General features: G+C 45.8%; 17 protein-coding genes, 2 rRNA genes and 1 pseudogene. 7 read left to right on the plus strand and 13 right to left on the minus strand.

From position 1 onward, the window contains the following. Positions 1–56 precede the first annotated feature (56 nt). The 8 genes and pseudogenes from LAY41_RS27365 to LAY41_RS27400 form a co-directional block, all read right to left on the minus strand. Complete coding sequence (locus LAY41_RS27365; RefSeq protein ID WP_249105010.1) at positions 57–464, minus strand: hypothetical protein; 408 nt, start codon at positions 462–464, stop codon at positions 57–59. A gap of 96 nt (positions 465–560) precedes the next feature. After that, complete coding sequence (locus LAY41_RS27370) at positions 561–890, minus strand: MgPME-cyclase complex family protein (RefSeq protein WP_249105012.1); 330 nt, start codon at positions 888–890, stop codon at positions 561–563. A gap of 27 nt (positions 891–917) precedes the next feature. Next, on the minus strand, positions 918–1,640 hold the full coding sequence (locus LAY41_RS27375; protein ID WP_249105014.1) for a pyridoxine 5'-phosphate synthase: 723 nt from the start codon (positions 1,638–1,640) through the stop codon (positions 918–920). An 82-nt stretch (positions 1,641–1,722) separates the two neighbouring features. Beyond that, positions 1,723–2,370, minus strand: a complete 648-nt coding sequence (locus LAY41_RS27380) for a hypothetical protein (protein WP_249105016.1) — start codon at positions 2,368–2,370, stop codon at positions 1,723–1,725. Then, entirely contained in the window at positions 2,370–3,146 is a 777-nt protein-coding gene (locus LAY41_RS27385) for a DUF4276 family protein (RefSeq protein ID WP_249105019.1), read from the minus strand. Before LAY41_RS27385 ends, LAY41_RS27380 begins: the two co-directional genes overlap by 1 nt. Before the next feature lie 9 nt (positions 3,147–3,155). Further along, positions 3,156–3,317 carry a hypothetical protein gene (locus tag LAY41_RS27390; protein WP_249105021.1) on the minus strand — a complete coding sequence of 54 codons (162 nt, stop codon included), beginning with the start codon at positions 3,315–3,317 and terminating at the stop codon, positions 3,156–3,158. A gap of 32 nt (positions 3,318–3,349) precedes the next feature. Then, a complete protein-coding gene (lysS, locus tag LAY41_RS27395; RefSeq protein WP_249105023.1) occupies positions 3,350–4,915 on the minus strand; it encodes a lysine--tRNA ligase in 1,566 nt (521 codons plus the stop codon). Positions 4,916–4,953: 38 nt separating this feature from the next. Then, positions 4,954–5,182: pseudogene (locus LAY41_RS27400) on the minus strand (pyridoxine 5'-phosphate synthase); the annotation flags it as partial. A 281-nt stretch (positions 5,183–5,463) separates the two neighbouring features. Here LAY41_RS27400 and LAY41_RS27405 point away from each other — a divergent pair. The 7 genes from LAY41_RS27405 to LAY41_RS27435 all read left to right on the plus strand — a co-directional run bounded on the left by LAY41_RS27405 (position 5,464) and on the right by LAY41_RS27435 (position 9,412). Further along, positions 5,464–5,802, plus strand: a complete 339-nt coding sequence (locus LAY41_RS27405) for a hypothetical protein (protein ID WP_249105025.1) — start codon at positions 5,464–5,466, stop codon at positions 5,800–5,802. A 5-nt stretch (positions 5,803–5,807) separates the two neighbouring features. Continuing rightward, positions 5,808–5,990, plus strand: coding sequence for a hypothetical protein (locus LAY41_RS27410; protein WP_249105027.1), 183 nt, complete (start codon positions 5,808–5,810; stop codon positions 5,988–5,990). Positions 5,991–6,027: 37 nt separating this feature from the next. Further along, positions 6,028–6,204 carry a hypothetical protein gene (locus tag LAY41_RS27415; RefSeq protein WP_249105029.1) on the plus strand — a complete coding sequence of 59 codons (177 nt, stop codon included), beginning with the start codon at positions 6,028–6,030 and terminating at the stop codon, positions 6,202–6,204. 115 nt (positions 6,205–6,319) lie between these two features. Then, on the plus strand, positions 6,320–7,834 hold the full coding sequence (locus LAY41_RS27420) for a GNAT family N-acetyltransferase (protein WP_249105031.1): 1,515 nt from the start codon (positions 6,320–6,322) through the stop codon (positions 7,832–7,834). Then, on the plus strand, positions 7,834–8,328 hold the full coding sequence (locus LAY41_RS27425) for a hypothetical protein (protein ID WP_249105032.1): 495 nt from the start codon (positions 7,834–7,836) through the stop codon (positions 8,326–8,328). The genes LAY41_RS27420 and LAY41_RS27425 overlap by 1 nt, the downstream gene beginning before the upstream one ends. Positions 8,329–8,422: 94 nt before the next feature. Continuing rightward, the gene (locus tag LAY41_RS27430; protein WP_249105034.1) at positions 8,423–8,965 is read left to right on the plus strand and encodes a hypothetical protein; all 543 of its coding nucleotides are present in this window, start codon (positions 8,423–8,425) and stop codon (positions 8,963–8,965) included. A 93-nt stretch (positions 8,966–9,058) separates the two neighbouring features. Then, positions 9,059–9,412 (plus strand): PIN domain-containing protein, encoded by a 354-nt coding sequence (locus LAY41_RS27435; RefSeq protein WP_249105036.1) that lies wholly within the window; start codon positions 9,059–9,061, stop codon positions 9,410–9,412. A gap of 22 nt (positions 9,413–9,434) precedes the next feature. Here the strand turns inward: LAY41_RS27435 and LAY41_RS27440 are convergent, their stop codons facing one another. The 5 genes from LAY41_RS27440 to LAY41_RS27460 all read right to left on the minus strand — a co-directional run. Beyond that, positions 9,435–10,217 (minus strand): ABC transporter permease, encoded by a 783-nt coding sequence (locus LAY41_RS27440; protein WP_249105039.1) that lies wholly within the window; start codon positions 10,215–10,217, stop codon positions 9,435–9,437. A 262-nt stretch (positions 10,218–10,479) separates the two neighbouring features. After that, a complete protein-coding gene (locus LAY41_RS27445) occupies positions 10,480–11,268 on the minus strand; it encodes an ABC transporter permease (protein WP_249105041.1) in 789 nt (262 codons plus the stop codon). Continuing rightward, positions 11,268–12,248 carry an ABC transporter ATP-binding protein gene (locus tag LAY41_RS27450; protein ID WP_249105043.1) on the minus strand — a complete coding sequence of 327 codons (981 nt, stop codon included), beginning with the start codon at positions 12,246–12,248 and terminating at the stop codon, positions 11,268–11,270. The genes LAY41_RS27445 and LAY41_RS27450 overlap by 1 nt, the downstream gene beginning before the upstream one ends. Before the next feature lie 82 nt (positions 12,249–12,330). After that, a 5S ribosomal RNA gene (rrf, locus tag LAY41_RS27455) occupies positions 12,331–12,447 on the minus strand. A gap of 49 nt (positions 12,448–12,496) precedes the next feature. Then, positions 12,497–12,737: ribosomal RNA gene (locus LAY41_RS27460) — 23S ribosomal RNA — on the minus strand; the annotation flags it as partial.

The raw sequence follows: 12,737 nt of genomic DNA on the forward strand, positions 1-12,737 counted from the left end.
TTTCAAATTTTAGATTGCAGATTTCAAATTGAATTTTTAAATCTGAAATCTTTAATCTAAAATTTGGAATTACTTACTTGCGATCGCAGCAGCGTTACCTTTTGGCTATCGACTACCATGACCCAAAAACCGCGATCGCTTAACGCCTTCAAAGTATCTGTAGCATCCTTTTGATTGCTGGTATGCAACGCCAGTAAGTAGGGTCGTTGTCCGTAGGAAACTAAACCTACGTCCTTCCTTAACGCTTGCTGCACCCGATCTGCAAGTTCTGGCTGGTTGAAATAATCTATCAGCACCGCATAACCAGTTCCCAGCGGTTTGGGATTATAGGCAGGTAAATTCTCTGTAGGGGGTGTTGCTGTCTGGGCGACTGCTTTCGACTCAACGACAAATCCTGGCAATCCAGCCATAGCTGTGGCAAAAATCAGCGCCGCGTAGCACCCCTCGATCGCAATTTCACGCATAGCTTTTTCATTGAGCGAGTGTCATTTGTCAATTTTTATTGCAGAATTCTACAAACGACGACTGACAAATGACCGTTGACTAATTATAAGTGGGTGTTAGGAGACTGGCGCTAAGGAAGCGAGGGGATCGGGGATCTTCTCTGAGGGTGCCTGGAATTCTCCGGTGACTACGTACTCCAATCGCAGTTTGAGCCAAGTAATAAATTGAGGATTGGTGGAAATTACCGCCACACTTGGCTGGGGGCATTTTGCCTTAACAGCGGCCATTTCCGGTACTTCCAGGAAAGCGGGCTGCAAGACAAGCCAAAAATCAATTTGTTTTTCTTGCTCTTGATAGTTTCTGGTTCGTTCCTTCAGCACTTCCTCAAAAGGTTCTTCTTCTAGCAAAAAGCGCTGACTCGCTAAAACGTAGTAGTAAGTTGTCATCTCAATTCAAAACTCAAAATTCAAAACTCAAAACTCTCCCCGCATAGCCTGTTTCATCTCGCGGACGGCTCGCTCTAGTCCGACTAAAACGGCTCGACTAATAATTGTATGACCAATGTTGAGTTCTTCCATACCTTTTAGGCAAGCAACTGGGTAAACGTTCCAATAGGTGAGTCCGTGTCCGGCGTTTACTCGCAAACCAGATGCTAGAGCATATTCGCACCCTTTGGCTAACACCTCTAATTCCTTCTCCCGATTCGCTTCATCATGGGCCTCGGCATATTTGCCCGTATGCAGTTCAATAAATTTGGCTTTTACCTTGACAGCAGCATAAATTTGTGCTGGTTCCGCATCGATAAACAAGCTCACGGGAATTCCGGCATCTTGTAATTTAGTCACAATATCACTCATGCGCTGGATTTGTCCTGCCACATCGAGTCCGCCTTCGGTGGTGACTTCTTCGCGGCGTTCGGGTACGAGGGTGATATAGTCGGGTTTGATGTCAAGTGCTAGAGCCACCATTTCGTCGGTAGCCGCCATCTCCAAGTTTAGATGAGTGCGTACCGTCTGCCGCAATATGAGTACGTCGCGGTCTTGGATATGCCTTCTATCCTCCCGCAGATGGACGGTAATGCCATCAGCACCTGCGAGTTCTGCCAATACCGCCGCTGCAACGGGGTCAGGTTCGATCGTGCGCCGCGCTTGGCGGATCGTGGCAATGTGGTCAATGTTAACGCCGAGTGTAGGCAACTTGGATTCTCCTTATGCGTAGAAGCGTCCGTCCTTTATTTTACCTAAAAGGTTGAGAGTGTTGCTCTTGAGTATTGTAAGTCTAATTACCCCAAGGAAGAGAAGGACTTGAAACCTGTGGATGGTTTTCTGGTTGTTGAGCATTAGGTATCCAGATTCGGAGTCTGTCCCAAATATGACGTAGTGTTCTATACACCTCCATGATTTCAGTAATTTCAATTTTAGAATCAATGCGATCGACCTCATCTTGTGCTGCCTCGCACTTTTTCTTAAGTTCTTCAAGCATTGTCTGCCTATCTTCAGGAGATGTAGCTGTCTCAAAATTATCCCTAATAAACGTAAATATATCAGTAAAAACAGAACTCAAAGCAGGCAAATCGATCGCACATGAAATCGTATCTGAATATCCCCACCAGATACTTCCTTTGTTTGCCGCATCTTTGCCGAGTTCAGCTGCTGTGTGGCAAGCAAATGCGTAAATTTGACGTTCACCTAGCAGGTGTACATCATTCTTTGAAAGGGCGACCTCCCCATTTTGGGCTTTCAAGGCATCAGGAACACCGTGAGACATCGCGAACAGAGGCACGTCAGCCTTACACAACGCTAATATGAGTTCCTGTTTTGTTGCTTTCTTCTCGAATAGCGTGACACAATTCGATGTGATGATTAGCTTCGCAATAGTCAGATTTGCCTGGGTCGATAGATCGTATGCGGGGACAAAGAAGATCATTAAGATTCTCTCCTATTAGCCATTCTCTTAAGAAAATCCCTCGCTACTCGAAGTACATCTGAGGCATATTGTTGACCAATATCTGTACCTTCCTCAATCTGCTTCCGAAGTTCATCTGCTGTAAATGATTCTCCATTTGCAGTTCGCCAAATTACTGTGTTTGCAGGTAGAACTTCCCGGATAAGTCCAGAGAAAACATCCCGACTGATGTTACGAGAAACGCTTTGTAAAGCAGGTGTTGGTTGTGCTGCCAACATATTTTTGATACCTGTCAAAAATTCACGCAAGGACGGCGATCTTGCCGAAGCTCTATCAATATTGATATTCTTAACAAAATCCCAGGAATTCAAATTTTTTCCAAAAGCCAATTCCGCATGGATTTTGGGAGTAGGGATATCTTCTGGTAATAGAAGCGTAGGTATCACTTCCCGTCCCCATTGAGTTTTTGTATTCTCTAGTGCTGCGATATCATCTGCAAAAAGCCAAGCCTCTATTTCTTTCATCGCACAGAAAACTTTTACAGGTGGATTACTTAACTTTCTTCTAGCACTAGATACAGCATCGGGGACACTTCCTGCGTCTGAATCAACTAGAACTGCACAACTTTCTGCAATATCAGAAGGTAGACCTTTTAAAAACTCTTTAAGGTTTTTATGGCCTCTAATCGCATTAAGTTTGATTTTTTCTACAGGATATCCAGCAGCTTCTAAAATCCAAGTCACAAGCTGGATATCTTTTTCCGTTTCGACAAGAAGTTGGATTGAGCCATCTTGCATAGTCTCACATTACCTAATTGAGAGTAGAAATACCAGCACAAGATTACTGGTGGAGAACATCCAAGTTATTTGAATTGTAACTCCTGTTAATGTTTGCGATCGCACCACCTCCAATACTGATCTGGTTTTGGGTAGCGCCACAGAAGCCAACAGCAGCACAACTGCTTCCACGCTTGTTCTGCTGCTGCTTTAAAGCCTAAAATTTACGGATTTGAACCATCTTTTATGGGGCGCATCGTTGGGAACATCACCACATCTCGAATACTTTGAGTATTAGTCAGCAGCATCACAAGTCGGTCTACACCTATTCCCATTCCGGCACAATTTGGCATTCCCAAAGACAAAGCTTCAATAAAATCTTCATCCATTGGATGTGCTTCTTCATCGCCTGCGTTTTTCTGAGCCAATTGTTCTTCAAAACGCTTTCTTTGCTCTTTCGGATCGTTCAATTCCGAGAAGCCGTTAGAGTATTCCGTGCCAGCGATAAATAGCTCAAATCGTTCTACAAAACCTGGTTTACTGCGATGTCCTTTGGCTAGCGGACTCACTTCAACGGGGAAGTCAATGATGAAAGTTGGTTGAATCAGGTTTGAGACAACTAGCCGATCAAACACAGCGTAAAGTACATAACCAAAACTTTGTTTTTCTAAGCTAGAAAGGTGCAATCCTAGTTCTTCGGCAGCTGCGATCGCCTCCGATAACTCTAACACATCAAAATCTAACTTTGTTTCATCTTTTACAGCTTCCACCATCGTCTTGACTTGCCAATGTTTGCCGCCAAAACCAGGATGTTTTTCGCTGTAATCGTATTGTCGTTCTAGACTAATTAACTGTTCTTGGTATTCAATTTCTTTTTTATCCCCAAAAACAGCAGCCGCCGCAAAGCATATCACATCTTCTACAACTTCCAAAATATCGAAGTAATCTGCATAAGCTTGGTAAACTTCTAACGATGTGAATTCGGGATTGTGGGTACTGTCAACTCCCTCATTCCTAAATACGCGACCTAGTTCAAAAACCCGCTCAAATCCACCGCAAACTGCACGTTTTAGAAACAGTTCCGTAGCAATTCGCAAGTACAAATCTACGTCTAAAGCATTATGGTGGGTGATGAAGGGTCTAGCAGCAGCACCTCCATAAATGGCTTGCAAAACTGGAGTTTCTATTTCATAAAAACCGGCATCGCCGAGGTATGAGCGAATACTTTGAACGATGCGACTGCGGAGTACAAAGCGATTGAAAGATTCTGGGTTTCCAGCCAGATCCATTTCCCGATGTCGGCGACAAGTTTCTGGCGCGTTGACTCCGTAATAAGCATCAGGGAAAGGAATTGTTGCTTTTGATAACAGTTTCAATTCGCGTACTTGGATAGATAATTCGCCGCGATTTGTCCGACAGCCAATTCCTTCAGCGCCAATAAAATCTCCTACATCGAGTAGTTTTTCAATTTGTTTGAAAGCAAGACCAGGTTCGCCTTTGACTAATTTCTTCTCGATTTTGAGTTGAATTCTGTCAGTGGCATCTTTCATATCAATAAAGATAATGCTACCACTATCGCGCTTGGAGGTAATGCGACCGCAAACCCGGAGGTCGAGTGCTTCAGGATCGGTTTCTCCGTTGTTGAGTTCTTTTCCTGGCTGACTAAATAATTCTCTAACTTGCTGTGTGGTGTGCGATCGCTGATATGATTCGCTGGGATAAGGTTCTATACCTGCCAATCGCAATTGTTCTACTTTCTGAGAACGTACTTCTGCTTCACTTTGAGTCATCAGTTATTTCCTTGGACAACGTTCACTTTAAAACTTCACTCCAGGACGATCGCCACCATTTCGTCAGTAGCCGCCATCTCCAAGTTTAGATGAGTGCGTACCGTCTGTCGCCATATTCGCACATCCCTGTCTTGGATATGCCGTCTATACTTCCCGCAGATGGACGAGTTCTGCCAATACCGCCCCTGCAACGGGGTCAGGTTCGATCGTGCGGCGTGCTTGGCGGATCGTGGCAATGCGGTCAATGTTAAAGCCAAATATAGGCAACTTGGATTCGACCTGAGCGTAGAAGCGTCCGTCCTTTATCTTACCTGAAAGGTTGGAAGTGGCGATCGATCGACTTAAATCGCCCCCCTAACCCCCCAAATCTGGGGGGAACAAGATTTTCCTCTCCCCAAATCTGGGGTTCGGGGAGGCTAAAGCAACGGTTAAGGGTAGCAAAAAAGTGCGATCGCACTTTTTCTGGAGTTAGCAATAGCCTATTTTTCGGAGTGCGATCGCATCATCTTTAATGATATCCTAATGAGGTGAAATCAGGATGCTTCTAAATGCCGATTCCATCAGAAATTCAAGATCTAATCGATCGACTAAACCGGGAACTAGCCGAGACTGAGACTGATGCAACGCAGGGACTAAATCTAGTCCGACCTATATTGTCTCGGTTCCCAGATAATGCTAGAATGATTCAGTTCTTTGCTTTTTTCAATAACGCCCTATTCTTCGTAGAAATTTCCAGAAGACGTATTCAGACTACTATTGAACGACTGGAAGCAACCGATGTGACAGCGGCGGACATTCAGGAAGGCGGAGAAGATTTGGGATCGCTATTGGGTCAGGTATTGGAGACTAAAATAGCTGTAAGAGATATTAACGCTAGTTTGGAGTGATGAAAATGAAAGAATTACCGGATGATGAAACACTCGATAAACTACTGGAACTTGCGAAAAATGCCGAACAAAAAGCTAAAGCTTTGTACGATATGGCAACAGAAATAGATGAAAAATGGCGACTTCGGCTAGAAGCAAGAAGACAAGCGGCGATCGAGGAATCTCGGAAAGTTAAATTGGAGGTGTAAAGGGCGGTACGTGTTGACGCACGTATCGATTTTTCTAATGACTATGATTGTGAAACAGCTACCGAATGAAAAAACTATGTTGGAAATCCTCGAACTGGTCAAAGATTTTGAACAGTCAGCTAGAGAAATGTGTGAAATGTCAACAGCGATCGCTCATAAATATCAAAAGCGAATGCAGGAAATCAGAGAAGCAGAAAAAAAGCAAAGCGACTGAATAGACACGGCTTTTTAACTAAAACTTTATTTGAGCAAAATGAAAGAAAAATTGTTAATTTTTTAGAAAAATTGCTATGCTAATTATAGCAAGATAACAAGCAGGAGTTTGATAATTGGATATCATCTATGCCTATTCATTCCCAGCTTATTTGAACCCACAAGAAGGGTTACTCGTAAAAATTGGTCGTACTACTGGTGAGCAATTAGAAAAGGCAGCTTCGGAACGAGTAAGCGCACAGGTGGGCACTTCCAACCCTGAGCAACCCGTTTTATTGTGTGCTGTTGCCGTCCCAGATCGTGGGATAGAAATGTTGATCCACAACCATCTGAAACAGTGCGGGCAATGGATAGATAATGCTCCAGGCAGGGAATGGTTTAAATTTGACAATCGGACTTTGCTGGATACATTTCTGGAGCAGTTGGAACGGTGCAGCCTGATCCGTGACTTCCAGTATTTTGGACGGGTTGATAGTGTATTGGAATCGGGGACACGCGAGGAAGTCCTCGATCGTCTGGAAAGAGCCTACGGTATCAGAACCATTTTAGGAGCGACGGCCCGAAACCAGATCCCTGACTCGTTCATTAGAGAGCTTGAAAGTGCTCTATCCCCTCAATATCCTGGCTTTGCGAGTTGGCTGAACCGGACACTTGCGGATGAGAATACAGTAATCAATGTAGCTATAGAGGGGGAAGACTGGATGGGCTTGGCGATTTGGAAGCAAAAGTCAGAACACCGTGCCAAGCTATCTACCTTGTTTGTTTTGCCTCAGTTTCGCGGTGAACAGGTGGGTGAGCGCTTAATGCTACGTTGCTTGGAGCAGTGGCGCATCAGGAGGTTTGCTAGTGTGGTGGTGTCCACAGTTCGGCGTGACCTGCTTGGTTTTTTCAATCGCTTTGGATTCCTATTGGAGGGGGTGGGCAGACAATGCTACGGGCGCGATCGTGAAGATGAACTCTTTTTGACTAAAATTATGGTGACACAAGCACAGGAAACACCTGCTCACGTTGAAGTAGTCGCTCGTTCCCTATTGCCGCTCCCCAGCGGGTTGGAAGAGATGTTTGCACTGCCGATTGCTCAGAGCGGTGGTTCTTGGCACTGCACTGCCACGTCTGCTGGTATCACATTGCAGGCTGAAGGGATAAGAAAGCAGTTTTCCCGCTCTCAATGGGGATCTCTAGTTTTCCCGGCAATATGCGGCATTGAGAATGAATTTTATATCCTACCCGTCCGACCATCCTTTCTAATCAGAAGGGTTGGTCGGTCATGGATATATTTTGGTACGCCACGTTTTGTAGAGGCAGACTTGGATGATTCTACTGTGTTTATCTATGCCAGTTCCCCGGTAACAGCAATTGTTGGAGAGGCAGTTATTACTTCCCGCGAAATAGGAACTGCTGAGGAACTTTTTTTTCGACTTGGGAACTCAGGCGTTCTATCCGAGACTGAATTTTTCGGGATGTATCCTTCAGCTAAGGAAATTCAATCCCTGAGCTTGAAGCGGTTTATGTTGTATCAACAACCCATCATGCTTGAGGAAGCTAGAGAGAAGGAAATTCTCAATGGCCCACCTCAGTCTTTTCAAAGGGTTCCCTATGAGGCCGTAAAGAAGATTAGGGGGGTTGAGTAGTGGCTTACTATCAATGGCTTAAAGTTTTGAGTATAAAGCGGATTTATGCTGAGCGGCTGATTTCTGGAACAAAACAGATGGAGTTACGCAAGCGCGATTTGGGTATCCGTCCGGGTACATTGGTGCTTTTATATGAGACAGCCCCTAATAACCGGATTGCCGGCGCGTTTATGGCAGGAAAAACGTTTTCCTGTCCTGTGACTCAAATGTGGGATGAATATGCGCCATTACTTGGCATCGCTCGCCCGGACTATGACAGCTATTTTACCGGGGTTGAAATTGCATTTGGAATCAAAAGCGAAGGCGGTTTTACTCTCAATATCCGTTCCTATGATGAACTACAACAAGAGTTTCCGGGCTTTGTTGTCCCTCAACTTACCCTGAACTGGAAAGCTGAATGGTTTGTACCAGACGACTATGTAGAGGCGCTGAATGCAGGCCATGAGCGGATTAAGGAAAAATTTGTCCTGGCAGAGCAGCTTTCCTTATTCTAATGAATAGGACTGATACAAAAAACACTTTAAACACTATCAAGGCGATTCGCTCACGCTAGTAGTAGTGAACACCCCGTAGGTTGAGTTGAAGGAAGTGAAACCCAATGCGAATGTTGGATTAATTTTGGTTTTCGTTCCTCAACCCAACCTACACTTCACTGACTGTAAAAACGTAGTGTTGACGAAAGGCAGTGGTGGAAATGCCCAGATTAAGTTTATAATGACAGTGCGATCGTCTTGCGATTTGAATGCAATAAAAGAGGTAATTATGTCTAAACAGAGTTTACCCGATATAGCGTCTTCTGCTCCTAATCCAGAAGCTCACTTAAGCGAAGCAATAGCAGAGATCCTTCGCGAGATTCAGCAAACTCCCAGGGAACATTGGCCGAAGTTAGTTCAGATGGTGCGGCTGTTTCGGGAGGCGGTAACGGTGGAGCCAAGAGTGTCGGAAGAGTTTGATAAAATTGATATTACTAAGCTTTCGCAAGAGGAGAGGATTAAGAGAAATCAAGCGGCAATTGAGTTGCTACGGTCGTGGCGCGAAGATGATGATGATGATGAACAAAAAGAAACTGCGGAGTACCTTGAGCAGGTGTTGGATGAGGATCGGCTTTCTAATCGACGATTATTTCCATGAGTAGAGTAATTATTTTAGATTCTTGCCCATTGGGAATGGTGACAAATCCCAAAGCAAAACCCATATTTAGAGTGTCAACTCTGGCTAGAATCTTTGCTACAAAGAGGCGAGGCAGTAATCTTACCTGAAATTGCTGACTATGAGATACGGCGCGAATTAATCCGGGCAGGTAAATTAGCAGGTATTAGAAAACTCGATCGGTTTAAAATTGCGCTTACATACCGTCCACTGACTACAGAAGTAATGCTTCTAGCGGCGCAATTGTGGGCAGATGCAAGGCGGACAGGAAAGCCAACGGCAGAACCTAATGCACTTGATGGAGATGTAATTTTAGCGGCTCAGGCAATATGGGAAGCAAATGATGGAAATGAGGTTATAATTGCCACAACAAATGTGGGTCATTTGTCTCAATTTGTTGATGCTCGTGAATGGCGTTTAATTCAGTAAAACTCAATTTTTCTCCCCACCTCTAACTCGATGCACTGGTATAAAAACGCAATGCAAACCGCCAAAATCCCACGGAAGCAAACAACAGCCCCAATGCCAACACACCCGCACCTAACACCCAGCTAACTTCACCCCGCCCCAGCATCGCCTCCGCTGGCACAGTAGTCAAAAATGCTACAGGTATAACGAAAGTAAAGAAGAAACGATAAGCCGTAGGATAAGCCACTATCGGAAATCGTCCCGCCTCCAGCAGACCTCTGAGTACCTCAGTAACATTGTATATTTTGACAAACCAGATGCTAGTTGCTCCCAGCATAAACCACAGACTGTAGAGACTTACAATACCAAAGAGAAGCGGAATAGCACTCACGAAGTAGTCCCTTATACCGATATCGAGACGTATACCCGCGTAGCCAATCATCACGAAACCGAACAGTAAATCTGGAATTCCCCAAGGTGAAACACTCCGAGTCGAAAGCCAAAACTGACTGCTGATAGGTTTAAGCAGCACAAAGTCCAGCGTACCCTCTTGAACTTGCCGAACAATGCGGTTTAGATTAGGAACTAAGAAAGTACTGGAAAAGCCTTGTAATAAAGTAAATATTCCCAGTACCACCAAAGCTTCTTCCCAACTCCATCCCTGAAAAGTGTAGCCAGTGCGATAGAAAAGAAAGAGACTGAACAAGCTACCTATAAAATTTCCTACACTGCTTAATGCAGCTAAAACGAAGTTAACTCGGTACTCCATCTCAGCTGCGATAGCCGTACTCCAAAACAACCCTAACACCCGCAAGTATCGTCTCATATTTGGAATTTTAATCACAGATAAACACAGACAGCATCATCAGCGTTTATCTGGGGTTATAGGCTACCAACTATCGCCCGGACAAACCTCACCCCCCTAACCCCCCTCTCCTCTGGAGGAGAGGGGGGAGAAATACTCCCCTCCCTGTTGCGGGGAGGGGCAGGGGGTGGGGTTCCACTCTCCCAGCTTAGACTGGTAGCCCGGTTGTAATTTTAAATTTGACACTGTAATCCAAAATCTAAAATTTAAAATCTAAAATCAATTATGCTCCCATTCCCGAATACCGTTTCAGTCCCCGACGCCACAACCAGCGGTTCCCGACAAAAAACACCAAAAACCAACCTAGCATCGCTAGAAACCCTCTTCCCAGATCCACAGGTAGACCTACCAAAAGCGCTGCTGGAAAATGAATCAGGTAGGGAAAGGGAGTCCAAAGCACCACTTCCCGCACATTATCTGGGAAAAGTTCCAGAGGCGCAACCATACCGGAGAGAAATAGATATAGTAGAAACCAGAATTGCTCGATCGCAGCAGCTCGCTCGATCCAAAAAGCGAACATAGCAAAAGTATACTGGATTAGAAAACGCAGCGCAAATGCGATCGCCACTGCTGGCACAAACAGCAAAAAGCCTGACCAACTCGGTAACCAAAAAGCTTGGGGATACAGTATAAAAAACAACACCACCAACAAAAGGGAAAATGGCAACCGGGCAACTCGTTCAGAAAGATGAGCGGCGACGTGGTGCCAAACCGGGTCTAGAGGCTGTAGCAGCTTGGCAGAAAGCTTTCCTTCCACCACCTCTTTCTCAAATTCCCAAATCACCCAGACCGTAGACAACTGTCGCACAAAGAAAACTGTCAGAAAGTAGCGAGAAAACACCACTGGTGTCAATCCGAACCGCCCACCTTGCGCCGCTTCCATCCAAATTCCCATCAAAATCAGCGGCAAAGACCCGGACAAAACCCACAACACCAGTTCAGCCCGGTACTCCACCATCTGAGCGTAATACACCGAAAGTAACACTCTAGCTTTTCTGACAATCCCTTTCATCAGGCTACCCCTGCACGAAAGACTCGACCAATCACTTCTTCAACCGGCGGGTCAGTCACCGTCAAATCAAGCACCTCCAGTTCCGCCAGTATCCTAGCCACCGTCCGGGTGAGATCTTGCCGTTGCACCAAGAAACGCACCTCCCGACCTTCCACAGCTTCCAGTTCGCCGTATCGCAACAACTCAGTTTCGGACAAAGCTTGGGCTAGCTCCACTTTAACTTCTCGATAAGGGGCGAAGCGCTCCAGCAAACCTTCCAGACTACCATCGTAGATTAGCTGACCCTGGTGAATCAGCAGAACTCGCTGGCAAAGAGCAGTGATATCCGCCATATAGTGACTCGTCAAAAGCACCGTAGCTTGGTAGCGCTGGTTATATTCGCGCAAAAAGTCCCGTACCGCAACCTGAGCATTAACATCCAGTCCCAGAGTCGGTTCGTCCAAAAAGAGTACTTGAGGGCGGTGCAGAAGTGCGGCAAGTAATTCGGCTTTCATGCGTTCACCCAGAGAAAGCTTGCGTACAGGCAGAGTCAGCTTCCCCTCAAGCGCCAGCAGCTCAGTTAGTTCCCCCACCCGCAGCCGGAATTCGCGATCGGATATGTTATAAACAGCAGCATTAATCTTCAAGGAATCTAGGGCAGGCAAATCCCAGAGTAGCTGCTGCTTTTGCCCCATAACCAAAGTGATTTTTTGCAAAAAGGCTTCTTCGCGCCGAAAAGGGACTTGTCCAGCCACCCGAACATTACCAGAAGAGGGATGAATTAGCCCTGTGAGCATTTTCAGTGTAGTGGTTTTCCCCGCTCCATTGGGCCTTAAAAATCCCACCACCTCGCCTGAGCCAATTTGAAAAGAAACTCCCTGAACAGCCTTCACCAAGCGGTAAGTGCGATGCAGGAAATGGCGCAGCGTCCCCTTGAATCCCGGTTCTTTAACCGCCACTGGATAAACCTTGCTCAGGTTTTCAGCCACGACAATGGGCATAGGCCATCCAAAACATTCCACATTTATAAAATAGCAAAGCCCTCTTGTAATATTATCCAAGAGGGCTTTGCTATGAATATTAACCTGGCACCGAGCTATTTTCCCAGGCAGTGACCCACCAAGTATCTTCGCCGCAGCAGCGTTTCACCACCGAGTTCGGGATGGGTCGGCGTGGTTCCACCGCGCCAAAAGCACCAGGAAAACTGTGAGGGCAGAGCCCTGAAGACTGCACAGCAACGTTAAATAATGAGGTCAAGCCCTCGGTCTATTAGTACGCCTCGGCTGCACCCATTACTGAGCTTCCACCTAGCGCCTATCAACAGGTAATCTACCTGAGACCTTACTGGATTACTCCATGAGAGCACTCATCTTGAGGTGGGCTTCCCACTTAGATGCTTTCAGCGGTTATCCGCTCCGCACTTGGCTACCCTGCGTTTACCGTTGGCACGATAACAGGTACACCAGCGGTGCGTCCTTCCCGGTCCTCTC

It is taken from the genome of Argonema galeatum A003/A1 (genome assembly GCF_023333595.1).
Classification (GTDB): Bacteria; Cyanobacteriota; Cyanobacteriia; order Cyanobacteriales; family Aerosakkonemataceae; genus Argonema; species Argonema galeatum.